The following is a 24,993-nucleotide window of genomic DNA, read 5'->3' as shown; positions in this document are numbered from 1 at the left end:
CGTCGGCGCCGGTGGTCAGAACCGGCGCTCGACGGAGTAGTCAGCCAGCGTCGCGAGGGCATCGCGATGGGCCGACGGCGGCAGCGAGGCCAGCGCCTCGCGCGCCGCGACGGCGTGCGACACCGCCTTCTCGTGCACCCGTTCCAGCGCGCCGGAATCGCGGATCGCCGCGATGATCCGGTCCAGCGAATCCAGGCCGCCGTGCTCGATGGCGTGGCGCAGCGACTTCAGCTGGTCCGCATCGGCCGTCTGCATGGCGTAGATGAGCGGCAGGGTGGGCTTGCCTTCGGCGAGGTCGTCGCCGATGTTCTTGCCCAGGGTGTCGGCGTCCGAGACGTAATCGAGCAGGTCGTCCGCGATCTGGAACGCGTAACCCAGCTGCATGCCGTAGTGGCGCAGCGCGGCTACCTGGTCATCCGGCAGGCCGCCGAGCACGCCACCCAGTTCGGTGGCGGCGGCGAACAGCACCGCCGTCTTGCGTTCGATCACGGCCAGGTAGGCTGCCTCGTCCACGTCCGCATTGCCGATGTTCAGCAGCTGCAGCACTTCGCCTTCGGCGATGGTGTTGGTGGTGTTGGCCAGGATCCGCATGATCCGCATGTCGTCCAGTTCCACCATCAGCTGGAACGAACGGGAATACAGGAAGTCGCCGACCAGCACGCTGGCGGCGTTGCCCCACAGGGCGTTCGCCGTCTTGCGGCCACGCCGCATGTCGGATTCGTCGACGACGTCGTCGTGCAGCAGGGTCGAGGTGTGGATGAACTCGATGATGGCCGCCAGCTTGGCGTGTTCCACCCCCTGGTAGCCCGCGGCGCGGGCGGCCAGCACGTGCAGCATCGGGCGCAGGCGCTTGCCGCCGCCGGCGATGATGTGTTCCGCGATCTGGTTGATCAGGACGACGTCCGACGACAGCCGGTGCCGGATCAGCGCATCGACCTCACGCATGTCGTCGGTGGCCAGGGCGCGGACGCCGGCGAAATCAATGGGGGTCGTGCTTTCAGCAATGGATGGCATGGGCCCGTCAGATGGCGGCAAATCAGCACACATTATAGGGATGCGTTCATGCTTATGAATCGTCACGGTGGCGCGGTCCGTATAATCACGTCCGGCACCGGCCCCGGTGCCGCCTTCGGATCGAACCCCCGGTGAGCCAGCTCAGCCCCCTGGAACGACGCAGCGCCCTGACCCTGGCCCTGGTGATCAGCCTGCGCCTGTTCGGCTTGTTCCTGATTCTGCCGGTGTTTTCCGTCTATGCCCGGGCCATGCCCGACGCCACGCCGTTCCGGGTGGGCCTCGCCCTGGGGGTGTACGGCATCGGCCAGATGCTGCTGCAGGTGCCGCTGGGCATGCTCTCGGATCGCATCGGCCGCAAGCCCGCGATCACGCTGGGCCTTGTGGTTTTTGCGTTGGGCGGTGCCGTGGCGGCCACCTCGCACACGCTGATGGGCATCGTGGTGGGCCGTGCGCTGCAGGGCATGGGCGCCGTGGCGGGTGCCGGCACCGCACTGGCCGCCGACCTCACCGCCGATGCCAACCGCAGCAAGGTGATGGGCATCATCGGCGTGTCCATCGGCCTTTCCTTCCTGCTGGCGCTCATCCTGGGGCCGCCGCTGGAAGCCGTGGCCGGCCTCGGTGGCCTGTTTGGCCTGACCTCGCTTCTGGCGCTCGGTGCCATGGGGCTGCTGTGGTGGCTGGTGCCGACGCCGGCACGGGCGGAGCGCCCGGCCACCGGTTCGCTGCGCGACATCCTGGCCATGCTCGGCGACCGCAGCATGCTGGTGCTCAATGGCTCCGTGTTCTTCCTGCATGCCCTGCTCACCGCCATCTTCGTCGGCCTGCCCATCCTGCTTACCGACAGCTTTGAGGTGCCGGTGGCCCGGCACTGGACCCTGTACCTGCCGGTGATGGTGATCGCCGCCCTGGTGATGGGCGCCTTCATGCCCAGGATGCGCGATACCGCCCGCAGTGCCCGCCTGATCGTCGGCTGCGTGGTGGCCCTGGGCCTGGCCATGGGTGGCATGGCGCTGGCGACTACCCACGAGTGGCTGCTGGGCCTGGCGGCGGCGGTGTTTTTCTCCGCCTTCAACCTGCTGGAGGCCGCGCTGCCCAGCCAGGTCTCGCGGATCGCCCCGCCTCACCTGCGCGGGGCGGCCATGGGTGCCTATTCCACCAGCCAGTTCTTCGGCGCTTTCGTGGGCGGGGCCGTGGGTGGCCTGGCCCTTGGCGAACTGGGCCTGCATGGGGTGTTCGGCTGCGCCGCGACGCTCACGCTGGCCTGGCTGCCCCTGGTGCTGTGGAATGCCCGCCGCCCCTACGGGATCGCCCGGGCCTGAGACAGTCTCTGACATTGCGACGCGGTGCTGGCCTACTTGCCGGGCGTTGCCCAAGGCCGCACCATCACCCAAACTATCTGGTCCGCTCTTCCGGTAGCCACCCGGCTGCCAGGTGCGAAGGGCGCATAACGTAAACGAGGGAAATTCATGGCACGCGGTATCAACAAGGTCATCATCGTCGGCAACCTGGGCGCCGATCCGGAAACCCGGTACACCGGCAGCGGCACGGCGATCACCAGCCTGCGCCTGGCTACGTCCGAGGCCTGGACCGACAAGCAGAGCGGCGAGAAGCAGGAACGCACTGAGTGGCACCGCGTGAAGCTGTTCGGCAAGCTCGCCGAGATCGCCGGCGAATACCTGAAGAAGGGCCGCCAGGTCTACATCGAGGGTTCGCTGCGCACGGACAAGTACACCGACAAGGACGGCGTCGAGCGCTACTCCACGGACATCATCGCCAACGAGATGCAGATGCTCGGCGGCCAGGGTGGCGGTGAAGGCGGCGGTGGTGGCGGTGGCGGCTTCGGCGGCGGTGGTGGTGGCGGTCGTGCGCCCCAGGCCCGTGGTGGCCAGGGCGGCGGTGCCGGCGGCGGCAACTGGGGCGGCGGTGGTGGCGGTGGCCAGCAGCGCGGCGGCCAGGGTGGTGGTGGCTACGGCGGTGGCAACCGCGGCGGCGACGACTACGGCCAGCAGCGCGGCGGCGGCAACGCCCCGCAGCGCTCGGCTCCGCCCGTCAACGAAGGCTTTGACGACGACGATATTCCGTTCTGATCGATGATCGCCCGACGCTGATGTATCGCCAGAAAGCCCCGCCTATGCGGGGCTTTCACTATGGAGTTTGATGATGCTCAGAGCGATGGTCCCGCTGTTGATGCTCGTTGCCTGTCTCCTCTCCCAGTATTTTTTCCCGGGGAAGACAGGTACGCCTGACGGCAAACATGCTGAGTTCCGGATCGGCAGGGGTATCAGGGTCTTCGCATGGATCGCGGGCATCGCCATGATCGTCTGGCTTGCGCTGCTCACACCGTCGCATTCGTCGCATGCGATCAGGGACGCTTTGGAAAGCAGTGTCTTCGCGGGTGCGTTCGCCATGGGTGGTGTGTGGGCCGACAAGTATGCCCTCACGTTCTGGGACGATCACCTTACCTACGGTGCGTTCAACGCATCCCGCATCGACTACAAGGACATCCTCTCCGCAGCGGTGGAGGTGTTTGGTCGGCGCAGCCGCTATCTGGTTGTCCGGACAGCAACGAGACGTTTCAAGATCTCCGGATCCATCCACCCCTTGCAGGACGCAGTCTGGATGCTTGAGAGCAAGATGAAGGCAGCCAAGGGTGGCGGACCATGAAAACGAGGTTCTAGGTAACCCTTGGCGAGATCCTGGTTGCGGCCAACGGTCGAGACAGGCCAGCCCGCCGATATTTACAAATAACCGATTGATTGCGGTTTCGTGCGCCACCGCGTCAGCCTTACGGCCTAGTGTCACCCGTCCCCAGCGCGCCTAGACTCGTGGATCACTGCCGCCCACGCATGGACGCGCAGGGGCTACAAATCAGGGAAAGATTCCCCTAACCACGTTGCATCGCCGGTAGGGCAGCGCCGACGGATGAGGGTTTCCCTATGATGCGCGGAGCTATGTCCTCGTTGCGTTGGTCGCTGCTTTCCGCAGCCGCGCTGGCCGTCGCGTTTGTCGTTGCCCCGTCACTCTCTCGGGCCGCCGCGCCTGCCGCGGCCCCTGCGGCCAGCCCAGAGGGCTCCGGCATGTGGCTGGACATCACAGACGACGCAACCATCCGCCCGTTTCCCGGCCTGCACGTTTCCGACGACGACCTCGCCGACCTGATTCGCCGTGTCAAAGCGACGAAGTGGCCGGACAAGGAAGTGGTGGCTGACGACACGCAGGGCGTGCAGCTGGCGACGATGAAGAAGCTCGCCGAGTACTGGGGCTCGAGCTACGACTGGCGGAAGTTCGAGAAGCGGCTCGACGCGATTCCCATGTTCGTCACCACCATCGATGGCGTGGATATCCAGTTCATCCACGTGAAGTCGAAGAACAAGAACGCCCTGCCGCTCATCATTACCCACGGCTGGCCAGGCTCCATCGTCGAGCAGCTGAAGGTGATCGACCCGCTGGTGAATCCCACCGCGCACGGCGGCAAGGCATCGGATGCGTTCGACGTGGTGATTCCCTCGCTGCCGGGCTATGGCCTGTCGGGCAAGCCCACGGCGCTCGGCTGGGATCCGCAGCACATCGCGCGGGCCTGGACGATTCTGATGAAGCGCCTTGGTTACAAGCATTTCGTGGCGCAGGGCGGCGACTGGGGCAATGCCGTCTCCGAGCAGATGGCCGTGCAGGCGCCGCCGGAGTTGCTGGGCATCAGCACGAACATGGCCGCCACGGTGCCGGACGACATCGCCAAGCTGCTCTCCGCGGGCGCACCGCCGCCGGCGAGCCTCTCTGCAGACGAGAAGAAGGCCTACGAGCAGCTCGACGACTTCTACAAGCACGGCCTGGGCTATGCCCAGGAAATGACCGGCCGCCCGCAGACCCTGTACGCGCTGGCTGATTCACCGGTGGGCCTCGCCGCGTGGATGATCGACCACGACATCCGCAGCTATCGCCTCATCCGCCGCGTCTTCGATGGCGAGAGTGAAGGCCTGTCGAAGGACGACATCCTCGATAACGTCAGCTTCTACTGGTTCACCAACACGGCCGTGTCGTCAGCGCGCCTGTACTGGGAAAGCAAGCTGCCGTTCTTCGAGCCGAAGAAGATCCAGATCCCGGTCGCCGTCAGCGCCTTCCCCGATGAGATCTACCAGGCACCGGAGAGCTGGGCCAAGGCGGCCTATCCGAAACTGATCCACTACAACCGCCTCGCCAAGGGTGGCCACTTCGCCGCGTGGGAGCAGCCCGACGCGTTCGTCACCGAGCTGCGGGAATCGTTCCGGCCGTTGCGCAAGAAGTGAGCATCACGTCGCCGCGCGTTCGCGCACGAAACCCACGAACGCGCGTAGCGGCGATGGCAGGTGTTCCCGGCCCGGGTAGTAGAGAAATGGGCCACTGAACTCCTGCACCCAGTCATCCAGCACGGTCACCAGCGCGCCGCTGTCGAGATGCGGCCGCAGCCAGTCGTCGAACAGATGGATGATGCCGAGCCCGGCCACGGCGCCTTCGGCGGCCAGCTCAAACGCCGCGCCCTGGCGAACCAGCAGCGGGCCCTGCGGATCCACGCGCACGATCTCGCCCTGACGCTCGAATTCCCACAGCGGGATAAAGCCCGCGGCGAACTGGCCACGCATGCAGCGGTGGCTCAGCAGGTCGCGCGGATGCATCGGCGTGCCGTGCTCGCGCAGGTACGCCGGCGAGGCCGCCGTGATCAGTCGCTGCGTGCGTGGGCCGATCGGCAACGCGATCATGTCCTGCTCCAGCCGCTCGTCGTAACGGATGCCCGCGTCGCAGCCCGCGGCCAGCAGGTCGACGAAGCTGTCTTCCACGACCACTTCCAGGCGGATGTCCGGATAGCGTTCGAGGAAGGGAAAGATGATCGGCGCGAGGACGGTGCGGGCGACGTTGGCCGGTACGTTGATGCGCAGCGTGCCGGCGGGGCGGTCGCGGAAATGGTTCACCACGTCGAGGGCCGCTTCCACTTCACCGAAGGCCGGGGCGAGGCGCTCCGCGAGGCGGGCGCCGACTTCCGTAGGGGCAACGGAGCGGGTGGTGCGGTTGAGCAGGCGCACGCCCAGGGAGGTTTCAAGCCGGCGCACTGCCTCGCTCAGGCTGGAAGCGGACTGGTCACCGGTGCGGGCGGCCTCGCGGAAGCCGCCGGCGCGCACGACGGCAAGAAAGGCGGAGAGGTCCTGGAAGTCGGTCATTGTGCAGAATGCCGTACGGCCCGTGCCGGTTTGAACGGATTATCGCGCAAACGCCGACGCCCTATAGTGTCCCCATACCCCCATGGGAGCGACACCGATGACCACTATCTCGAAGGCAGGTACCTGGGTGCTGGGCGACCGCGAGGTCAACCGGCTGGGCTATGGCGCCATGCAGCTCGCCGGTCCCGGCGTGTTCGGGCCCCCGAAGGACCGGGCCACCGCGATCGCGGTGCTGCGCGAGGCCATCGAGTCCGGCGTCAACCACATCGACACCAGCGACTTCTACGGGCCTCACGTCACCAACCAGATCATCCGCGAGGCGCTCAGCCCCTACCCGGACTCGCTGACCATTGTGACCAAGGTGGGCGCGTTCCGTGATGACGAAGGCGGCTGGCTGCCGGCGCAGAAACCCGCTGAGTTGACCAGGGGGGTGCACGATAACCTGCGCAACCTCGGCGTCGACGTCATCGACGTGGTGAACCTGCGGCTGATGGGCGATATCCATGCGCCGAAGGAGGGCTCGATCGAAGCGCAGTTCACCGCGCTGGCCGAGCTCCAGCAGCAGGGCCTCATCCGCCATCTCGGCCTGAGCAACGCCACGCTGGCTCAGGTGCAGGAAGCGCAGCGCATCGCGCCGGTGGTGGGCGTGCAGAACCACTACAACCTGGTGCACCGCACCGACGATGCATTCATCGATGCGCTGAATGGCATGGGCATCGCCTACGTGCCGTTCTTCCCGCTGGGTGGCTTCACGCCGTTGCAGTCGGACCGGCTGGCGGCCGTGGCCAAGCATCTCGACGAAACGCCGATGCAGGTGGCACTGGCGTGGTTGCTGCACCGCTCGCCGAACATCCTGCTGATCCCCGGCACCTCGTCGCTGCAGCACCTGCGCCAGAACCTGTCGGTCGCCGACATCGAGCTGCCGCACGAAGTCCTCGACGAACTCGACCTCATCGGCAAGAAAGCCGCCTGACGCCACGCAACGACCCACCCGGTGGGTGGGTCGGCTACAGTGCGGCGCATGGAATCGCAGAAATCCCCCTGGCTGCCCGCGCTCGCCGTGCTCGGGTCGGTCACGTCGCTGTGCATCGGCACCTCGTTCGCCAAGAAACTCTTCCCGATCGTGGGTGCGGAAGGGACGTCGGCCCTGCGCGTCGGCTTCTCCGCCCTCGTGCTCCTGCTGTTCTGGCGCCCGTGGCGCTGGCCGCTCAGCCGCCGCGATGCCGGCTTCGTCATTCGCTACGGCCTCACCCTCGGGGTGATGAACCTGCTGTTCTACATGGCCTTGCGCACCATCCCGTTCGGGCTGGCGGTGGCCATCGAGTTCAGCGGCCCGCTGGCGGTGGCCATGCTCTCGTCGCGGCGGCCCATGGATTTCGTGTGGCTGGCGAGCGCCATCGCGGGCCTGGCCATGCTGCTGCCGCTGGGCCAGCAGAGCACCCTGGACCCGACCGGCGTGATGTTCGCCCTGGGCGCTGCCGTGTGCTGGGCGCTGTACATCCTGTTCGGCAAACAGGCCGGGCACCTGCACGCGGGGCATTCGGTGTCGTTGGGCCTGGTCGCGGCCAGCCTGGTCGTCGTGCCCTTCGGCGTGTACCACGCCGGTGCCCGCCTGCTTGATCCGATGATCCTGCTGGCCGGCGTCGGCATCGCGATTGTCTCCAGCGCCATCCCGATGTCGCTGGAGATGATGGCGCTCAAGCGCCTGCCCAGCCAGACGTTCGGCATCATGGTGAGCCTGGAGCCCGCCGTGGCCTCGCTGCTGGCCATGCTGCTCCTGGGCGAGCACCTGACGGGACACCAGTGGCTGGCGATCGGCTTCATCGTCCTGGCCTCGATCGGCAGCACGGTGACGGCACGCCGGGCGCGGCCGGAGGCGGTTGAGCTCGCTGGCTAGGCCCCAGGGCCTTCCACGGGCAAAAGTTTGTCAACCTGCACGTGTCATGTGATGTGACATGATTCATAGGAGTTCAGCCGCCGTTGCCGACGTTTCCTGCGGCGATCGCAGCTTTTCCTGCCTTATGCCGGGGGCTCGGGCGTGCAGTAAATGACTCGCTTTTAGGCATATAGGCGCAGGGTGCCGCCCATGCGGGGCCGTTTCGCATGGACACGAGGCGTATACGCTATGTCATAATGCCAACTTGACCATGACAAGTTTCTGGCGGGCCCCCGTGCGTGAAGGCCCGTTTATTCTGAAAATGCACGGGAACGCGTCTGCGCGGCATCGCCTGACAGACTCGCTTCACCATTGTCGTTGAACCCTGGACGCGGTTATCTTCGGATAGGTACGTCCAGGGTGTTAGATCGATAAGCCTGCAAATGCGGTGGTAGCCGTGGAGGGTTCCGCTGTTTCAGGGTGGGGTATCCCACTTCCGTATTTGCTTCATAAAAACATTTTGAGGAGCCACACCATGAAGTTTGCCCCGATCGCCGCTCTCGCCCTCATCGCCGTCGCCGCCCTCTCGGGCTGCAACAAGAGCGAAGACAACGCTGCTCCGGCCGACACGACCCCGGCTGCCGCTTCGACCGCTCCGGCCGCTGCTCCGGCTGCTGAGGCTCCGGCCGCTGCTTCGACCGCCGCTCCGGCGACCGACGCAACCCCGGCTGCTGCTTCGACGGCTGCTCCGGCTGCCGCTTCGACCGCTGCTGGCCAGTAATTGCCGCGGAGGCCGGGCGCCTTGCGCGCCTGGCCGATGAAAAACGCCGCCCCATGGGCGGCGTTTTTTTTTGGAGGCCATGGTGCACACTGGCCGGATCGGGCAGGCTAGGGCGGTTACGCCGTCCCACTGCCCAAGGAACCGCACCATGATGCGTCGCTCGCTGCCGTATTCGCTGCTTGCTCTTTCCCTCGCTGTTGCCGCTGGCCTCGCCGCCGCGCAGACGGCGCCGATGACCCCGGACATCCCCGCGACGTACGAAGCGCCCACCCAGGCGAACGACTTCATCAAGCGCGTGGTCGAGATCCCGATGCGCGACGGCGTCACGCTGCACACCGTCATCGTGATTCCCAAGGGTGCGAAGCACGCCCCGATCCTGCTCACCCGCACGCCCTACAACGCCGACGGCCGCGCGGCCCGCGCCGACGCGCACACCATGCGCGACCTCCTCCCGCAGGGCGACGAGGTGTTCGTGGACGCCGGCTACATCCGCGTGTTCCAGGACGTGCGCGGCAAGTACGGTTCCAAGGGCGACTACGTGATGACCCGCCCGCTGATCGGCCCGCTCAACGACACCAAGGTGGACCACTCCACCGATGCCTACGACACGATCGACTGGCTGGTGAAGAACACCCCGGAATCGAACGGCAAGGTCGGCATGCTCGGTTCGTCCTACGAGGGCTTCACCGTGGTGATGGCCCTGGTCAATCCGCATCCGGCCCTGAAGGTGGCCGCGCCGGAGAGCCCGATGGTGGACGGCTGGATGGGCGACGACTGGTTCCATTACGGCGCCTTCCGCCAGACCAACTTCGATTACTTCACCGGGCAGACCACCAAGGCCGGCAAGGGCAGTGAGATCACCCGTGGCGGGTACGACGATTACGACAACTTCCTGCGCGCCGGCTCCGCCGGTGATTACGCCCGGGCCAACGGCATCGAATCCCTGCCGTACTGGCGCAAGGTGAGCGAGCACCCGGCCTACGACGCGTACTGGTCCAACCAGGCGCTGGACAAGGTCATGGCCAAACAGCCGCTCAAGGTGCCCACCATGTGGCTGCAGGGCCTGTGGGACCAGGAAGACATGTGGGGCGCCATCCACAGCTACGAGGCGGTGGAGGCCAAGGACAAGGGCAACGACAAGAACTTCCTGGTGATGGGCCCGTGGCGGCATAGCCAGGTGAACTACGGCGCGGCCTCGCTGGGCGCGCTGAACTGGGATGGCGACACGGCACTGCAGTTCCGCCGCGACGTGCTGCTGCCGTTCTTCAACCAGTACCTGGTGGACGGCGCACCCAAGGCGAACACGCCGCCGGTATTCATCTACAACACGGGCGAAAACCACTGGGATCGCTTCAAGTCCTGGCCGCAGGCCAAGGGCACGAAGCCGCTGTACCTGGAAGCCAACGGCGGCCTCTCGTTCACCGCCCCGGCCGCGGACGCGGCGAAGTTCGACGAGTACGTGTCGGACCCGGCCAAGCCCGTGCCCTACGTGCCGCGCCCGGTGCATTTCGCCGACCGCCAGTCGTGGACGACGTGGCTGGTTCACGACCAGCGCTTCGTCGACGGCCGCCCGGACGTGCTCACCTACGTGACCGAGCCGCTGAAGGCCCCGCTGCGCGTGGCCGGCGCCCCGCAGGTGAACCTCTACGCCTCCACCAGCGGCACGGACAGCGACTGGGTGGTGAAGCTGATCGATGTCTACCCAGACACCAACGCCTCCGACCCAACCATGGGTGGCTATGAGCTGTCGGTATCGATGGATATCTTCCGCGGCCGCTACCGCGAGAGCTTCAGCGAGCCGAAGGCACTCACCCCGAACACCCCGCTTGAATACAAATTCGGGCTGCCGACGGTGAACCACACCTTCCTGCCGGGCCACCGGGTGATGGTACAGGTGCAGTCGTCCTGGTTCCCGCTGTACGACCGCAACCCGCAGACCTACGTGCCGAACATCTTCTTCGCCAAGCCGTCGGACTACGTGAAGGCCACCCAGCAGGTCTGGCATACGCCGGGCCAGGCCAGCGCCATCGAATTGCCGGTCCTGGATAAATAAACGGTTCCTACATTTCGTGCACATGCGCGGGGTGATCCTCAGCTTCCCTCTGGCTGAGGATCACCCCCATGGCCCGCCCGATCTGGACCGGTACGCTGACGTTCGGCCTGCTCAACGTGCCCATCCGCCTGATGACGGGCGAGCGGCGCACCGACATCCACTTCCGCATGCTCGACCAGCGCAACAACACGCCGGTGCGCTATGAGCGGGTGAATGCGGAAACCGGCGAGGAAGTGCCCTGGAAGGACATCGTCAAGGCCTTCGAGTACCAGAAGGGCAACTACGTCGTCCTCGAAGAGGAAGACATCCGCAGCGCCGCCAGCGAGGTGCACGAAACGGTGGAGATCGACAGCTTCGTCGATGCCGCCGAGATTGCTCCTGCCTATTTTGAGAAGCCCTACGTGCTGGCGCCCGCCAAGAAGGCCGAGAAGGGCTACGTGCTGCTGCGCGAAACCCTGAAGAAGACCGGCAAGGTAGGCATCGCCCGCGTGGTGATCCGCACGCGTGAATACCTCGCCGCGGTGATTCCATCCGGCGATGCGCTGCTGCTGAATATCCTGCGCTACCAGGCCGAGCTGGTGGATGCCGAGGAATACGGCCTGCCGGGCAAGGCCGTGGCGGATTACCGGATTACACCAAAGGAAATCGAGATGGCCACGGACCTGGTCAAGTCGATGGCGGGCGACTGGAAGCCCGAGGCCTACCGCGACGATTTCCGCGACAAGCTGCGCAAGGCGATCGAGAAGCGCCTGAAGACCAAGGGCGTGACCACCGCCGTGGATGACGACGATGAGCACGTGCCCGAGCACGCCACCACCAACGTGGTGGATTTCATGGAGCTGCTGAAGAAGAGCATCGGCGCGAAGAAGCGCACTCCCGCGGCAAAGGCCGCGCCGGCGAAGAAGGCGGCGGCGAAAAAAGCCACCACGAAAAAATCCCCCGCAAAGAAAACGGCGGCCAAGAAGGCCGCCGTCAAGAAAACCACCAGGAAGCGCGCTTAGCCCTGCATGCGGCGCAGCGAGGCCATCACTTCGTAGCACGCGCCCATGGTGTGGTAATCGGTCTTGCCCGCCGGGCTCTTTTCGTCGTCGTACTTCTTGTTGGCCCGCGTCAGGATGCGGTACCACGCACCGTACGTGTGGTCGACGAAGTGCTCCCAGCTGTACGCCCAGATCTTCTCGTACCACTGGTCGTACTTCGCGTCGCCGGTGGTTTCGAACAGCAGCTGCGCGGCAGCCAGCGATTCGGCCTGCACCCAGAAGTACTTGTCGTCATCGCAGACGTCGCCTTCCGGTGAGAAGCCATACGCAATGCCGCCGTACTCGTTGTCCCAGGCCTTTTCCAGCGCCACGTCGAACAGGTGCGCGCCGGTGGGGACGAGCCACGCCTTATGGCGCGCCGTGCCCTTGGTGTAGCGCTCCAGCATCATGAGCAGCTTGGCCCATTCGGTCTGGTGGCCGGGCTGGAAGCCCCACGGGCGGAACAGGTGCTTGGGATTGTCCAGGTTGTATTCCCAGTCAATCGACCAGTCCTGGTGGTAGTGCTCCCACACCAGCTTCTGCGGGGTCAGGCCCGCCTGGCGCTGGGTCATGTTCTCGGCCAGCAGCAGCGCGCGATCGAGGTAACGGTCGTCCTTCGTGGCTTCCCACGCGGCGATCATGGCCTCGGTCATGTGCATGTTGGCGTTCTGGCCGCGGTAACCGGTGAAGTTCCAGTCCTTGTCCGCCTCGTCGCGGTACAGGCCGGCCGACGGTTCCCAGTAGCGCTTCTCGAGCAGGTCCCAGATCTCGCCCTGCCAGGCGCGGGCTTCGTCGAAGCCCACCTTCACGCCGCACGAGTAGGCCAGCAGCATGAAGGCCAGGCCGTAGCAGTGGTTCATCTGGTCGTCGCGCTTGCCATCGGCGATGGTCCACGCGTAACCGCCCGTCTCCGGGTTCAGGTGCACCTCGCGCAGGTACTTCAGGCCGTGCATGGTGAGCGCCTTGTCTTCGGCCTTGCCGAATTCCAGGAACGCCATGGCGTGGTTGAAGACGAAGCGCGTGCTCGACACCAGGTGGCGGTGGCTGCGGTCGTAGACCGAGCCATCGTCCTTGTAGTACTGGAAGAAGCCGCCAGCGGTGTCCACTTCGTTGGGGGCGTAGAACTTCATCGTGGTGGCGACGTGGTCGCGCAGCACGTCCACGTTGTGGAAATCGGGGAGGGGGACGTTCGTCATGCGTGCTTCTCCATGAAGGCCTTGACTTCAGCCTGGTTGGGGATGGCGGTGAACGAGCCTTTGCGGGTGGCCGTAATGGCGCCGCACGCGGCCGCGAAACGGATCAGGCGGGTCAGGCGCGCGTCGTCGGCCACCAGGGCATCGAGGTCGGCGTGCGTGGTGCCTTCGGCGGCCAGGCGGGCGAGCATGCCGCCCACGAACGCGTCGCCGGCGGCGGTGGTGTCCACTGCATCCACGCTATAGCCCGGGATGACGCCGGAGGCGCCACGGGTAAACCAGCGCATCGGCGCCGGGCCGTCGGTGATCAGCAGCAGGCGGGCCTTGCCCTCCCACAGGCGGGCCATCACGGCCTCGTCCGAGCCGGCGCCCGCGTGGATCACGGCGAACTCTTCGGCGCTGAGCTTGATCACGTCGGCTTCGGACAGCGTCTGCCACAGGCGCGGCAGCTGGGCGTCCTGTTCCGCACCCTTGGGCCACAGGGCCGGGCGCAGGTTCATGTCGAAGCTGACCAGGGCACCGGCCGCGCGGGCGCGGCGCATGCCTTCCACCGTGGTGGCGGCGATATCGCCCTCGGTCAGGGAATTGGAACAGACGTGGAAGATCGCGACGTCGTCGAACGCTTCCTTACGGAAATGCTCAGGACGGAACAGCAGATCCGCCGCCGGGGGGCGGTAGAAGCTGAAGCTGCGATCGCCCTTGTCGTCGTGCGCCACGAACGCCAGCGCGGTGCGGGCGTCGTCGGTGCGGGCCACGTCCTCGGTGCCGACGCCAAGGTCGGTGAGGCTCTTGAGCAGGAAATCGCCAAACATGTCGCGGGCAAGCATGCCGGCGAAACGGGCGGGAGCTCCCAGCAGCGCCGCGGCAACCGCGACGTTAGCCGGCGCGCCGCCGGCAAAGGGTACGAAGGCGGGAGGCTGACCGGCGCCGCCCTGGGGCTGTGCGTGGAAATCGATCAGCGCCTCGCCGAAGCAGAGGATGGAAGACATGCTTACGGCCTGTCCTTGGTGCGGATGTGCGGTGAAAAACACGACGGCCGGCGAGGTGCCGGCCGTCGCCATGAAAGGTTCTTACCGGGCGGCGACAGGCGTGCCGCGAACCTTGGAACCAGAAATACCGTAGAACACGATGTACACGTAGCAGATCAGCGGGATGAAGAACGCGTGCTGCAGGCCAATCGCGTCAGCGACCACGCCCTGGATCCACGGCAGCAACGCACCACCCACGATGGCCATGATCAGCAGGGACGAGGCCTTGCCGGTCAGCGGACCCATGCGCTCGATGCCCAGCGAGAAGATCGTCGGGAACATGATCGAGTTGAACAGGCCGATGGCCACGATGCTGTACGTCGCGACGAAGCCGGTGGTGACCATGGTGGTGATCACCAGCAGCACGTTGATGGCGGCGAACACGGCCAGCAGCTTGCGCGGCGAGAACTTGGCGAGCAGGGCCGAGCCGATGAAGCGGCCGACCATCGCGCCACCCCAGTAGAACGCCACGTGGTTCGCAGCGACCGGGCCGGTCATGTTGCCGATCTCGGGCAGCTGCAGGTAGTTGATCATGAAGCTGCCGATGGACACTTCGCCGCCGACGTAGAAGAAGATGCCCAGCACGCCGAAGAACACGTGCGGGGTCTTCAGCGCGTCCATCAGCGAATGATGGTCGCTGTCGGCCTTCTCGGTGGTCTCTTCCAGCTTCGGCAGGTTGAACAGGTACACGCCGATGGCCAGCAGCACCAGCACCACGGCCAGGCCGATGTACGGGCCCTGCACGGAACCGGCTTCATGCGCGCGATAGGTCACCTGTTCGGCCGCCGAGAGCTTGGCGACGTCGGCGCTGGACTTCACTTCGTTGGAGAGGATCAGGATGCCGCCGAAGAACGGGGCCAGGAAGGTGCCAAACGAGTTCAGGGCCTGGGCCAGGGTGAGGCGGCTGGAGGCCGTCTTTTCCGGGCCGAGCAGGGCGACGTACGGGTTGGCAGCCACCTGCAGCACGGTGATGCCCGTGGCCAGGATGAACAGCGCGCCGAGGAAGAACTCATACACGCGCATGCTGGCGGCCGGCCAGAACAGCGCCGCGCCGATGCCGGTGATGATCAGGCCGGCGACGATGCCCTTCTTGTAACCGAGGGCCGCCACGAGCTTGCCGGCGGGCAGCGACATGATGAAGTACGCGCCGAAGAACGTGAACTGGATGAGCAGCGCCTGCGCGTAGTTCAGCTCGAACACGGCCTTCAGGTGGGGGATCAGGATGTCATTCAGGCAGGTGATGAACCCCCACATGAAGAAGATCGTGGACATCACGCCCAGGGCAAGGGGGAAGAAGGTGTAACGGGTGTCGCCCGAGGTCGCCGGGTTGGACGACGAATTGGGCAATGGCGTGGAACCGGTGGCCATGGGGCGCTCCATTGGTGGATTCAGGGGGATGACGGTGCGCAGCTGCTTTCGCGTACGACCAGCCGGACTGGCGCGATCGTATAGGCTGTGTCCGTCTCGGGATTGCGAAGTCGTTCAAGGATGAGTTCGGCACTGCGCCGGCCCAGGCCGCGCGGATCCACCGCGACGGTGGTGAGGGGCGGGACGCACACCGAGGCTTCGGCGACGTCATCGAAGCCGGTCAGGGCGAAATCCTCGCCCGGGCGGCGGCCTCGCTTGGTCAAACCAAGCATAAGCCCAAGTGCCACGGCGTCGTTGTAGCAAACCGCCGCCGTCGGCGCCGGGTCCCGCGCGAACAGCGCGCCGGTCTGGCGGGCGGCTTCGAGGCGCGTGGGCGCGCTCTCGATCAGCCAGGCGGGGTCCACCGGCAGGCCGGCTTCCTTCATGGCGCTGGCGTAGCCACGGCGGCGCTGTTCCACCGAGCTGGACTCGCGGTGGCCGCCGAAGAAGGCGATGCGCTGGTGGCCCAGCCCGATCAGGTGCTGGGTGGCGAGGCGGGCGCCGTGCTCGTTATCCATCTCCAGGGTGTCCCAGCGATGCGAGCCGTCGTCGTCCGGGAGTTCGCGGTTGAAGACGAGGAGCGGGGTGTGCATGCCCACGGCGGTGAGCACCCGCTCGCCATCGCTGCCTTCGGCAGGGGAGAGGATGATGCCAGCCGGGCCATGCTCGATCATGGAATTGAGCACCGCCTGCTGGCGTTCCGGCGATTCACCGGTGTTGCCCAGCAGGGTGACGTACCCGGCGCTGGCCAGGGTTTCGTCCGCCCCGGCGGCGAATTCGGCGAAGAAGGGGTTGCCCAGGTCATTGATGACCAGGCCGATGCTCGAGGACGTGCGCCGGCGCAGGTTGGCCGCTGCCCGGTTATAGACGTAGCCCTGGCGCTTCAGCTCGGCTTCCACCCGGGCTCGGGTACCCGAGTTGACCAGGGGGCTGCCGCGCAGCACCAGTGAGACGGTGGCCCGTGAGACATCGCAACCCTGGGCGATATCGGCCAACGTCACCTTGCGGCGCTGCGGGGTTGTCCTCGCCATCGTAACTCCTTCAAACGATCTAAACCGCGCGATCATCGCGCGGTAAGCCATGGGATGCATCACGCACTGCAACATGCGTAGGTGCGTTATCTTTGCTACGTTCAGCGCGTTTGTCACGATCCAAATGATCATGACGCATTTTCAGTCCAATGTTGGGGAGATTCTGATGTCGAGTTCCACGCGCCTGCGCCGCGGCCTGCTGGCCGCCGCCCTGTCCCTCGCCCTGCCGGCCCTGGCCGTCGCGGCTTCCGGCGGAAAAGGCACCAGCGCCTGGTCGGCGGTGGACCCGATGATCGGTACCGGTGGCGACGGCCACACCTTCCCGGGCGCCACGGTGCCCTTCGGCATGGTCCAGCTCTCGCCGGACACGGCCATGCCGGACTTCAAGCACGCCTATAAGTACGCCGCCGGCTACCAGTTCGCCGACTCCAGCATCATGGGTTTCTCGCATACGCATTTCTCCGGCAGCGGCCACTCCGATCTGGGCGACGTACTCGTCATGCCCATCGCCGGTGACGTCAAGCTGGACCCTGGCTCCCCCGACCAGCCCGGTAGCGGTTACCGGTCGCGCTTCTCGCATTCGACCGAAAAGGCCGAGGCAGGTTACTACGCGGTTACCCTCAGCGACTACGACGTTCGCGCCGAACTGACGGCAAATGCGCGCGTTGGCTTCCACCGCTACACCTTCCCCAAGGGCAAGCCGGCCCATGTCCTGCTGGACCTGCGCCCGAGCATCTATGACTACGACGGCAAGGTGCTGTGGTCGACCCTGCGCGTGCGCGCGGACGGCACCGTCACCGGCGGCCGCACCACCCGCGGCTGGGCCCCGGGCCGCCAGCTGTACTTCGCCATGCGCTTCAACCAGCCGATCACCTCGCGTGAGCTGAAGAACCGCGAAGAGAAGATCGTCTATCGCGGCTTTGGTGGCCCGGGCAACCGCAACGACGACGCGGACGGCATCAGCGGCCGCGCGCTCGAGGGCGTGTTCGACTTCGGCAACCTCGACAAGCCGCTGGTGGCCAAGGTGGCCATCTCGACGGTGAGCGAGGACAACGCCATCGCCAACCTCGACAAGGACGGCGAAGGCTTCGACTTCGACGCCCGCCGTGCCGACGCCCGCCAGCTGTGGGAAAAGACCCTCGCCGTGGTGGACCTGCAGGCCCCGGCCGAGACCCGCAAGACGTTCTATACGGCGCTTTATCACGCCATGCTCTCGCCCACGCTCTCCATGGACGTGAACGGCCAGTACCGCGGCCCGGATAACCAGGTGCACACGGCCAAGGGCTTCGACTTCTATTCCACGTGGTCGCTGTGGGACGTGTACCGCGCCCAGCAGCCGCTGATGACCCTGCTGGAGCCGAACAAGAGCAACGATTTCGTCAGCTCGCTGATCGCCGCGCGCGAAGCCAGCCCGTTCGGGATCCTGCCGGTGTGGTCGTACGGCGGCATGGAAACCTGGTGCATGATCGGCTACCACGCCGTGCCGGTCATCGCCGACGCCTACGTCAAGGGCATCCGCGGCTACGACGGCGGCAAGGCCCTCGAAGCCATGGTGGCCAGCGCCACCTACGGCCCGTACGGCGGCCTGGACGACTACATGAAGCTCGGCTACGTGCCGATCGACCACCAGCCGGAAGCCGCCTCGAAGACCGTCGAATACGCCTTCGACGACTGGTCGCTGGCCCAGGCCGCCAAGGCCATGGGCAAGGACGACGTCGCCGCCACCTTCATGAAGCGCGCCGGCAACTGGAAGAACAGCTTCGATACCAAGACCGGCTTCCTGCGCGCCCGCAAGGCCGACGGCAACTACCGCGAGCCGTTCGATCCCTCGTCGGCCGCCTACGGCAGCGACTACACCGAAGGCAACGCCTGGCAGTACTCGTGGTACGTGCCGCAGGACATCGCCGGCCTGATCCAGGCGCTTGGCGGCAGCGATGCGTTCGTGAAGAAGCTGGACTCGGTGTTCGACGCCAAGGTGGACCCGAAGTCGTTTGCCCACGTGGAAGACATCACCGGCCTGATCGGCTGGTACGCGCACGGCAACGAACCCAGCCACCACGTGGCCTACCTGTATGACTACGCCGGCCAGCCCTGGAAGACCCAGGAACGCCTGACCCAGATCATGAAGACCCAGTACACGCCGACCCCGACGGGCCTGGTGGGTAACGACGATCTCGGCCAGATGTCGGCCTGGTACATCTTCAGCGCCCTGGGCTTCTACCCCGTGGCCCCGGGCAGCAGCCAGTACGTGATCGGCCGCCCGTTCGTCGAGAAGGCCACGCTGAACCTGCAGAACGGCAAGCACTTCACCGTCTCCACCGACCACCTCGATGCGAAGCATCCGTACGTGGGCAAGGTGACGCTCAACGGCAAGGACCTGGCCCGCACGTGGGTCACGCATGAAGAGCTCACCGCCGGTGGCGAGCTGCACTTCAGCATGCAGGCCGAGCCGTCGAAGTGGGGTACGGCGGCCGATGCGGCGCCGTACTCGATGTCGTCGTCGGCTAACTGAGCCGCGCTTACGGCGTCTCCACGTTGTCGTCACGGGCCTTTCACGGGCCCGTGGCGCCAATAGCGCCCCGTACTTTCCATATGGCGCTGCGTTTACAATGCCTTTTCACCTTGAGGCAGGAGTCGTCGTGGGGATGACGAAGGCATGATTGAACGCATTGGACTGCGCTGGCGCCTCGTGGGCTTGCTGGCGGCCGTGCTGGTGATCGTGGCCTTGCCCTACGTCGTCACACGCTCCAGCTCGGAACAAGCCCTCACCTCGCGCGACTGGGTGACCCACACCGCCGACATCAAGGCGAGCGTGTACCGCGTGGACGCGATCCTGCGCAGCAGCGAGGCGGCCGTGTATACGCTGGCCGCGGGTGGCACCCTCGACGACGACCTGGAGCAGCGGGCGCTGTCCCCGGGCCAGAAACTGCCGGCCATCTTTTCTGACCTGCGCGGACGGGTGCACGACAACGCCGACCAGCTCGCCCGCCTGGGCGGCCTGGAGTCGATTGCCAACGGCCGCCTGCAGCTCACCGTGCAGGCGCTGGCGAAGATCAAGGCCGGCGACCGGGCAGGGGCCTTCGCCACCATGGAAGATGCCCGCCGGATGTTCCCGTTCCGCGACCGCGTCGTCGAGATCCTCGCCGAAGAATCCAGACTGCTCGACGCGCGCCGCGCCGACGCCAGCGGCACCGCCACGGATAACCGCTTCGTGCTGGGCGTGGCCGCGCTGGCCCAGCTGGCCCTGCTTGGCATCGTGGTGGTCGTCTCCGAGCGGCAGATCGCCATTCGCCTTGCCGCCGAATCACGCATCGACGGCGCGGTGAAGCGGTCGCAGCTGATCGTGCAGGCCGTGCGCGAGCCCATTGCCATGCTGGACGGCAACCTGCGTACCCTGCTGGTGAACGCCGCCTTTGCCGAGCTGTATGGCTACGACAGCGACGACGAAGAAGCCCACCTGCCGCTGAAATCCATCGGCAACGGCGCGTGGGACGATCCGGCCCTGCTGCAGCGCCTGGCCGACGTGGTCGCCCGCGATCGCGAGCTGTGGGATTACGAGCTGACCCAGCGCACGGTGGACGGCATCGACCGCTTCGTGGTGATCAATGCCCGCCGCGTGCAGCAGCCCGACACCGACCAGGCCGCCTTGCTGCTCACCGTCAGCGACATCACGGCCCGCGCCATGGTGGAGCAGAAGATCAACGAGCTGAACCGCCAGCTCGAGGGCAAGGTGGAGCAGGTCTCGGACGTCAACCGCGAACTCGAAGCCTTCAGTTATTCGGTATCGCACGACCTGCGCGCGCCGCTGCGGCATATCTCCGGGTTTGCCAGCAAGCTGGAAGCGCACCTGGGCGAGCAGTCGGATGATCGTGTCCGCCACTACATCGATGTGATCAGCAGTTCGTCGCGACGCATGGCCCAGCTGATCGACGACCTGCTGGTGTTCTCACGCCTCGGCCGTGGTGCGCTGCGCCTGCAGACGGTGGACATGCAGTCACTGGTGGACGAAGCAAGGGCGCTGGCGGAAAGCGAAGCGCGCGACCGCCGCATCGAATGGCAGGTGGCGCCGCTGCCCATCGCCATCGGCGACGAGAACATGCTGCGCACCGTGTGGCAAAACCTCCTCGGCAATGCCGTGAAGTACACGGGCAATCGCGAGATCGCGCACATCGAGGTAGGCGTGGACCGCACGCCGGCCGGCGACTACGAGTTCTTCGTGCGCGACAACGGCGCCGGCTTCGACATGCAATACGCCAGCAAGCTGTTCGGCGTTTTCCAGAGACTGCATCGCTCCTCTGAATTCCCTGGCAACGGCATCGGCCTTGCCAACGTGCGCCGGATCGTCGCGCGCCATGGCGGCCGTACCTGGGCCGAAGGCGAGACGGACCGCGGCGCCACGTTCCATTTCTCTTTACCGGCGTCCGACATGTCGGGCCCGCGAGCAGGTGATTCATGAGCAACCCCAACCTTCGCACCATCCTCCTCGTTGAAGACTCCCTGCCCGACGCCGAAATGGCGATGGATGCGCTGGGTGCCGCCAACCTCGCCAATCCCGTCGTGCACGTGGAAGACGGCGTGGAGTGCCTTGACTGGATGGAACGCCGCGGCCGCCATGCCGATCGTCCGGCCGGCGACCCGGCGGTGATCCTGCTCGACATCAAGATGCCGCGCATGGACGGCCTGGAAGTGCTCACCCACCTGCGTACCCAGGAAAAGTGGAAGCGCGTGCCGGTGGTGATCCTCTCCTCGTCGCGCGAAGAAAGCGACCTGGCGCGTAGCTGGGACCTGGGCGTGAATGCCTATGTGCTGAAGCCGGTGGACGTGGCTCAGTTCTTCACGGCGGTGCAGACGCTGGGCCACTTCTGGGCCGTGCTGAACCAGCGGCCGGAATCCGAGTAAGGGCAGGGGCGAGCGAACGCGCATGAGCGGGCAAAACCAGAAAGTCAGAATTCTGCAGGTCGAAGATAGTGAGCTCGATGCCGAGCTGGTGCAGTCCGAGCTGGACGCCGATGGCATCCTTTATGACGTGCGCCTGGTGGACGACGAGGCGGCCTATGTCGCGGCGCTGGACGAGTTCAAGCCGGATATCGTGCTCTCCGACCTGAGCATGCCGGGCTTCAGTGGTGAGCGCGCGCTGGAAATCCTGCGCGGGCGCAACAGCCCCATACCGTTTATTTTCATCTCGGCCACCCTCGGTGAAGAGGCGGCCATCGCCGCGCTTCGCAACGGCGCGACCGACTACATCCTCAAGCAGAACACCGCGCGCCTGGCTACCGCCGTGCGCCGCGCCCTGCGCGATGCCGACGATGCCAGGGCGCGTGTGCGCGCCGAGCAGGAACTGGTCCGCGCACAGCGCTTCGAGAGCCTGGCCCTGCTGGCCGGCGGCCTCTCGCACGATCTGCGCAACCTGCTCCAGCCGCTGCTGCTCGCCGGCGACACGCTGGAAGACTATGCCGACGACCCACGCCTGGCGCGCCTCGGCACGCTGGTGCGCGACTGCGGCCGCCGCGGCCTGGAAATGGTCTCGTCCATGCTCTCCTTCGCGCGCGGTGCCCGTCGTGCGGAACAGGTGAAGCTCGGCGCGCTCACCGACGCGCTGAAGCTGCTGATGGCCGGCAGCGTGCCGCGCTCGATCACCCTGGAGATCAACGTCTTCGACCCGGACGCGACCTTCGAGGGCAACCACACCGAGCTGCAGCAGTGCATGCTCAACCTCTCGTTGAACGCCATCCAGGCCATGCCCGACGGGGGCACGCTGCGCATCGACACCGCGCAGGTGACCCTGGCCGATGACTTCTTCAGCGAAGTGGAAAGCGGCGTCCCCGGTCGTTACCTGCACATCACGGTGAGCGACACCGGCGCCGGCATGCCGCCCGACGTCCTGCAGCGCCTGTTCGAACCGTTCTTCACCACCAAGGAAGGCGGCACCGGCCTAGGCCTGCTTTCGTGCAAGCGCATCGTCGCCAGCCACGGCGGCCTCATGCGCGTCGTCAGCAAGGTGGGCGAGGGTACCGCGTTCCACCTGTACCTGCCGCTGGGCATGGACGAAAGTGACGTCGGCGACGTACCGGTGCTGGATGCCGACCTGCAGGGCGAAGCCGAGCGCGTGCTCGTCGTGGTCGAAGAAGCCGTGCAGCTCTCGCTGCTCTCCGACACCCTCGACACCTACGGCTACCAGGCCGGTGCGAGCCAGAGCGGTACCGCAGCGTTGCAGTGGATCGAAGCGCACGGCGTGCCGGACCTGGTCGTGATGGACGCCGACATGAACCTGTTCACCGGCGTGCGTACCCTGGCCGCGTTGCTCGAACATGGCTACCGCGGCGCCGTGCTTCTGCTGGCGCGCCCCGACACCCCGCCCAACCTCGACGAGCTCCCCGAGCTGCAGCACCTCTACATCATCGACAAGCCCATCCAGTCACGGGCCTTGTTGAAGAAGGTGCACGAGGCGCTGGAGGCGAGCCAGGCGAGCGTGGCGTCGACACGGCCGTAAACATCGCGGGATTTTTCAGAATCCTTCCATATCTTTCCGCCGGCCCCCCTCACTACGCTTTTCGTCCCTGCATCCGCAGGATCAACGACGAGGGTGGGACGAGGGATGCGCTGGGATCCGCAAGCGATGCACCGGGCGATGGTGTGGAAGACACGCGCCGCCCTCTACGTGGGCGCGTGTATCGCGCACTTCATGGGGTCCATCGCGATCCTCTCGGTCCAGACCGCGTGCACGGAACTGCCATGCGCGGACTCGTGGACCTTTGACGGGGTGCGCGGGCTCTGGCTGTTCCCGGTGTTCCACACGCCGCTGGCGGACTTCCCCGCGCAGGACGTGGAGATGGTGCGCAGCTGGCGGCTGTTCGGGATGCTCTGGCTGAATGCGGCGTTGGCCTGCGCCTTCTACCCGCTCATGTGGCTGGCGGGAAAGCGTGGGCGCGCCGTGTGGCTGGCGCGCCGCGGACGCAAAAGGCCGGGATCAGTCGATGCCGAGCTTCTTTAGCTTGTAGCGAAGCGCACGGAAGGTGATGCCCAGCTTCTTGGCGGTGGCGGTCTTGTTGTAGCGGGACTCTTCCAGGGCCTTGATGATGGTGTCGCGCTCGATGTTGGTGATGTAGTCCTCGAGCGAGCCGTCCGATGCCGGGTTGCGTGGCGCGGGCGGGCCGGCAGGGGTTGCCGCGTTCGGCACCGGCATGCCGCCGGCAGTCGCCGGGCTGGCGTCGGTCGGCAGCGACGTGCGCTGCGGCAGCATCAGGTCGTCGGCTTCGATGGTGTCGCCTTCGCACATGGCCATCGCGCGTTCGAGGATGTTCTCCAGCTCGCGGACGTTGCCCGGGAACTGGTAGGCCTCGAGGGCGGCGAGGGCATCGGGCTTCAGCGTGCCCGGTGCGCCGCCGGATTCCACGGCGAGCTGGCGCAGGATGAAGTCCGCGAGGCGCGGCACGTCGCCACGGCGCTCGCGCAGCGGCGGCACGCGCAGTTCGATGACGTTGATGCGGTAGAACAGATCCTGGCGGAACTGGCCCTGCTCGACGAGCGCCGCGAGGTTCTTGTGCGTGGCCGAGAGGATGCGCACGTCCACCGGCACTTCATCGCGGCCGCCGATCGGGCGCACGGCCTTTTCCTGGATGGCGCGCAGCAGCTTCACCTGCATGTGCAGGGGCAGCTCGGCCACTTCATCGAGGAACAGGGTGCCGCCGTGGGCGGCCTGGAACAGGCCTTCCTTGTCGGCATGCGCACCGGTGAAGCTGCCCTTGCGGTGGCCGAAGAACTCGCTTTCCATCAGTTCGGACGGAATGGCGCCGCAGTTCACCGGCACGAAGGTACCCGAGGCGCGCGGCCCCAGTTCGTGGATGAGCCGGGCGACCAGTTCCTTGCCCACGCCGGATTCGCCGCCGATATAGACGGGTGCCTGGTTGCGGGCGAGCTTGGCAATCTTGCTGCGCACTTCGACCATCACCGGCGATTCGCCAATCAGGCGATCCGCGCCGGGGGCGGCCTTGTTGCCGGATTCGGCACGGCGCTCTTCGGAAAGGCGCAGCGCGGTCTTCACCAGGCGGCGCAGCAGGTGGATGTCCACCGGCTTGGAGACGAAGTCGAACGCGCCCGCTTTTAGGGCGTTCACGGCCGCGTCCACGTTGCCGTAGGCGGTAATCATGGCCACCGGCATGTCGGGGTAGGTGGCCGAGATCAGCTCAATGATCTCCTGGCCACTGCCGTCAGGCAGCCGCATGTCGGTGAAGCACAGGTCATAGCGGCGGTTGGCCAGGGCGTTCCGCGCCTCGCTGACGCTCCCCACGGCGTCGACGTCGAGTTCCATTCGACCGAGAGTGATGGTCAACAACTCGCGGATGTCCCGCTCGTCGTCGATGACCAGGACAGTCTGCTTGCTCATCGCGTCCGAAGGTTTCGGT

The 24,993-nt window shown here is 66.2% G+C and carries 21 protein-coding genes; 14 read left to right on the top strand and 7 right to left on the bottom strand.

Annotated features, from left to right (window positions below):
* Positions 1–15: 15 nt before the first annotated feature.
* Positions 16–1,014 carry a polyprenyl synthetase family protein gene (locus tag FIV34_RS17285; RefSeq protein WP_139984762.1) on the bottom strand — a complete coding sequence of 333 codons (999 nt, stop codon included), beginning with the start codon at positions 1,012–1,014 and terminating at the stop codon, positions 16–18.
* A gap of 131 nt (positions 1,015–1,145) precedes the next feature.
* Here FIV34_RS17285 and FIV34_RS17280 point away from each other — a divergent pair, with 131 nt between their 5' ends.
* The 4 genes from FIV34_RS17280 to FIV34_RS17265 all read left to right on the top strand — a co-directional run bounded on the left by FIV34_RS17280 (position 1,146) and on the right by FIV34_RS17265 (position 5,297).
* Positions 1,146–2,333 carry an MFS transporter gene (locus FIV34_RS17280; protein WP_139984761.1) on the top strand — a complete coding sequence of 396 codons (1,188 nt, stop codon included), beginning with the start codon at positions 1,146–1,148 and terminating at the stop codon, positions 2,331–2,333.
* Positions 2,334–2,480: 147 nt separating this feature from the next.
* Positions 2,481–3,101 (top strand): single-stranded DNA-binding protein, encoded by a 621-nt coding sequence (gene ssb, locus FIV34_RS17275; RefSeq protein ID WP_139984760.1) that lies wholly within the window; start codon positions 2,481–2,483, stop codon positions 3,099–3,101.
* A gap of 70 nt (positions 3,102–3,171) precedes the next feature.
* Positions 3,172–3,678, top strand: a complete 507-nt coding sequence (locus FIV34_RS17270) for a hypothetical protein (RefSeq protein ID WP_139984759.1) — start codon at positions 3,172–3,174, stop codon at positions 3,676–3,678.
* Positions 3,679–3,965: 287 nt separating this feature from the next.
* Entirely contained in the window at positions 3,966–5,297 is a 1,332-nt protein-coding gene (locus FIV34_RS17265; protein ID WP_211352653.1) for an epoxide hydrolase family protein, read from the top strand.
* Between the two features lie 3 nt (positions 5,298–5,300).
* On the opposite strand, the gene FIV34_RS17260 is transcribed toward FIV34_RS17265, so the two are convergent.
* Entirely contained in the window at positions 5,301–6,203 is a 903-nt protein-coding gene (locus FIV34_RS17260) for a LysR substrate-binding domain-containing protein (RefSeq protein WP_139984758.1), read from the bottom strand.
* 97 nt (positions 6,204–6,300) lie between these two features.
* Between FIV34_RS17260 and FIV34_RS17255 the strand changes: the two genes are divergently transcribed.
* The 5 genes from FIV34_RS17255 to ku all read left to right on the top strand — a co-directional run bounded on the left by FIV34_RS17255 (position 6,301) and on the right by ku (position 11,914).
* The gene (locus FIV34_RS17255; RefSeq protein WP_139984757.1) at positions 6,301–7,176 is read left to right on the top strand and encodes an aldo/keto reductase family oxidoreductase; all 876 of its coding nucleotides are present in this window, start codon (positions 6,301–6,303) and stop codon (positions 7,174–7,176) included.
* A gap of 48 nt (positions 7,177–7,224) precedes the next feature.
* Positions 7,225–8,100: an EamA family transporter gene (locus tag FIV34_RS17250; protein WP_139984756.1), complete on the top strand. Its 876-nt coding sequence runs from the start codon at positions 7,225–7,227 to the stop codon at positions 8,098–8,100.
* 514 nt (positions 8,101–8,614) lie between these two features.
* On the top strand, positions 8,615–8,860 hold the full coding sequence (locus tag FIV34_RS17245; protein WP_139984755.1) for a hypothetical protein: 246 nt from the start codon (positions 8,615–8,617) through the stop codon (positions 8,858–8,860).
* Positions 8,861–9,011: 151 nt separating this feature from the next.
* A complete protein-coding gene (locus tag FIV34_RS17240) occupies positions 9,012–10,913 on the top strand; it encodes a CocE/NonD family hydrolase (protein WP_139986052.1) in 1,902 nt (633 codons plus the stop codon).
* Positions 10,914–10,981: 68 nt separating this feature from the next.
* On the top strand, positions 10,982–11,914 hold the full coding sequence (gene ku, locus FIV34_RS17235) for a non-homologous end joining protein Ku (protein WP_139984754.1): 933 nt from the start codon (positions 10,982–10,984) through the stop codon (positions 11,912–11,914).
* Here the strand turns inward: ku and FIV34_RS17230 are convergent.
* The 4 genes from FIV34_RS17230 to FIV34_RS17215 form a co-directional block, all read right to left on the bottom strand.
* Positions 11,911–13,128 (bottom strand): AGE family epimerase/isomerase, encoded by a 1,218-nt coding sequence (locus FIV34_RS17230; protein WP_139984753.1) that lies wholly within the window; start codon positions 13,126–13,128, stop codon positions 11,911–11,913. The two genes, ku and FIV34_RS17230, sit on opposite strands and share 4 nt — an antisense overlap.
* Positions 13,125–14,114, bottom strand: a complete 990-nt coding sequence (locus FIV34_RS17225; protein ID WP_139984752.1) for a carbohydrate kinase family protein — start codon at positions 14,112–14,114, stop codon at positions 13,125–13,127. The genes FIV34_RS17230 and FIV34_RS17225 overlap by 4 nt, the downstream gene beginning before the upstream one ends.
* Positions 14,115–14,195: 81 nt before the next feature.
* Positions 14,196–15,500: an L-fucose:H+ symporter permease gene (fucP, locus tag FIV34_RS17220; RefSeq protein WP_425462926.1), complete on the bottom strand. Its 1,305-nt coding sequence runs from the start codon at positions 15,498–15,500 to the stop codon at positions 14,196–14,198.
* A 41-nt stretch (positions 15,501–15,541) separates the two neighbouring features.
* Positions 15,542–16,591 carry a LacI family DNA-binding transcriptional regulator gene (locus FIV34_RS17215; protein ID WP_139984750.1) on the bottom strand — a complete coding sequence of 350 codons (1,050 nt, stop codon included), beginning with the start codon at positions 16,589–16,591 and terminating at the stop codon, positions 15,542–15,544.
* A gap of 166 nt (positions 16,592–16,757) precedes the next feature.
* On the opposite strand from FIV34_RS17215, the gene FIV34_RS17210 reads away from it, so the two are divergent.
* The 5 genes from FIV34_RS17210 to FIV34_RS17190 all read left to right on the top strand — a co-directional run bounded on the left by FIV34_RS17210 (position 16,758) and on the right by FIV34_RS17190 (position 23,582).
* Positions 16,758–19,103 carry a GH92 family glycosyl hydrolase gene (locus tag FIV34_RS17210; protein ID WP_139984749.1) on the top strand — a complete coding sequence of 782 codons (2,346 nt, stop codon included), beginning with the start codon at positions 16,758–16,760 and terminating at the stop codon, positions 19,101–19,103.
* Between the two features lie 144 nt (positions 19,104–19,247).
* Positions 19,248–21,047 (top strand): sensor histidine kinase, encoded by a 1,800-nt coding sequence (locus tag FIV34_RS17205; protein WP_139984748.1) that lies wholly within the window; start codon positions 19,248–19,250, stop codon positions 21,045–21,047.
* The gene (locus FIV34_RS17200) at positions 21,044–21,490 is read left to right on the top strand and encodes a response regulator (protein ID WP_139984747.1); all 447 of its coding nucleotides are present in this window, start codon (positions 21,044–21,046) and stop codon (positions 21,488–21,490) included. Before FIV34_RS17205 ends, FIV34_RS17200 begins: the two co-directional genes overlap by 4 nt.
* 22 nt (positions 21,491–21,512) lie before the next feature.
* The gene (locus FIV34_RS17195) at positions 21,513–23,081 is read left to right on the top strand and encodes a response regulator (protein WP_139984746.1); all 1,569 of its coding nucleotides are present in this window, start codon (positions 21,513–21,515) and stop codon (positions 23,079–23,081) included.
* Between the two features lie 105 nt (positions 23,082–23,186).
* Positions 23,187–23,582 (top strand): hypothetical protein, encoded by a 396-nt coding sequence (locus FIV34_RS17190; protein WP_139984745.1) that lies wholly within the window; start codon positions 23,187–23,189, stop codon positions 23,580–23,582.
* On the opposite strand, the gene FIV34_RS17185 is transcribed toward FIV34_RS17190, so the two are convergent.
* Complete coding sequence (locus tag FIV34_RS17185) at positions 23,559–24,974, bottom strand: sigma-54-dependent transcriptional regulator (protein WP_139984744.1); 1,416 nt, start codon at positions 24,972–24,974, stop codon at positions 23,559–23,561. The two genes, FIV34_RS17190 and FIV34_RS17185, sit on opposite strands and share 24 nt — an antisense overlap.
* Positions 24,975–24,993 lie beyond the last annotated feature (19 nt).

It is taken from the genome of Luteibacter pinisoli, from assembly GCF_006385595.1.
Classification (GTDB): domain Bacteria; phylum Pseudomonadota; class Gammaproteobacteria; order Xanthomonadales; family Rhodanobacteraceae; genus Luteibacter; species Luteibacter pinisoli.
The sequence above is the reverse complement of the archived record's forward strand: the minus strand, read 5'-3'. Positions and strand labels throughout refer to the sequence as shown.

Bases quoted from the DNA above. Each gene is read 5' to 3' on its own strand.
- FIV34_RS17240 (WP_139986052.1), top strand. From the start codon at position 9,012: ATGCGTCGCTCGCTGCCGTATTCGCTGCTTGCTCTTTCCCTCGCTGTT.
- FIV34_RS17245 (WP_139984755.1), top strand. From the start codon at position 8,615: ATGAAGTTTGCCCCGATCGCCGCTCTCGCCCTCATCGCCGTCGCCGCC.
- FIV34_RS17225 (WP_139984752.1), bottom strand. From the start codon at position 14,114: ATGTCTTCCATCCTCTGCTTCGGCGAGGCGCTGATCGATTTCCACGCA.
- FIV34_RS17285 (WP_139984762.1), bottom strand. From the start codon at position 1,014: ATGCCATCCATTGCTGAAAGCACGACCCCCATTGATTTCGCCGGCGTC.
- FIV34_RS17210 (WP_139984749.1), top strand. From the start codon at position 16,758: ATGTCGAGTTCCACGCGCCTGCGCCGCGGCCTGCTGGCCGCCGCCCTG.
- FIV34_RS17270 (WP_139984759.1), top strand. From the start codon at position 3,172: ATGATGCTCAGAGCGATGGTCCCGCTGTTGATGCTCGTTGCCTGTCTC.
- FIV34_RS17255 (WP_139984757.1), top strand. From the start codon at position 6,301: ATGACCACTATCTCGAAGGCAGGTACCTGGGTGCTGGGCGACCGCGAG.
- FIV34_RS17260 (WP_139984758.1), bottom strand. From the start codon at position 6,203: ATGACCGACTTCCAGGACCTCTCCGCCTTTCTTGCCGTCGTGCGCGCC.
- ku (WP_139984754.1), top strand. From the start codon at position 10,982: ATGGCCCGCCCGATCTGGACCGGTACGCTGACGTTCGGCCTGCTCAAC.
- ssb (WP_139984760.1), top strand. From the start codon at position 2,481: ATGGCACGCGGTATCAACAAGGTCATCATCGTCGGCAACCTGGGCGCC.
- FIV34_RS17185 (WP_139984744.1), bottom strand. From the start codon at position 24,974: ATGAGCAAGCAGACTGTCCTGGTCATCGACGACGAGCGGGACATCCGC.
- FIV34_RS17250 (WP_139984756.1), top strand. From the start codon at position 7,225: ATGGAATCGCAGAAATCCCCCTGGCTGCCCGCGCTCGCCGTGCTCGGG.
- FIV34_RS17200 (WP_139984747.1), top strand. From the start codon at position 21,044: ATGAGCAACCCCAACCTTCGCACCATCCTCCTCGTTGAAGACTCCCTG.
- FIV34_RS17215 (WP_139984750.1), bottom strand. From the start codon at position 16,591: ATGGCGAGGACAACCCCGCAGCGCCGCAAGGTGACGTTGGCCGATATC.
- FIV34_RS17190 (WP_139984745.1), top strand. From the start codon at position 23,187: ATGCGCTGGGATCCGCAAGCGATGCACCGGGCGATGGTGTGGAAGACA.
- FIV34_RS17265 (WP_211352653.1), top strand. From the start codon at position 3,966: ATGTCCTCGTTGCGTTGGTCGCTGCTTTCCGCAGCCGCGCTGGCCGTC.
- FIV34_RS17205 (WP_139984748.1), top strand. From the start codon at position 19,248: ATGATTGAACGCATTGGACTGCGCTGGCGCCTCGTGGGCTTGCTGGCG.
- FIV34_RS17195 (WP_139984746.1), top strand. From the start codon at position 21,513: ATGAGCGGGCAAAACCAGAAAGTCAGAATTCTGCAGGTCGAAGATAGT.
- FIV34_RS17230 (WP_139984753.1), bottom strand. From the start codon at position 13,128: ATGACGAACGTCCCCCTCCCCGATTTCCACAACGTGGACGTGCTGCGC.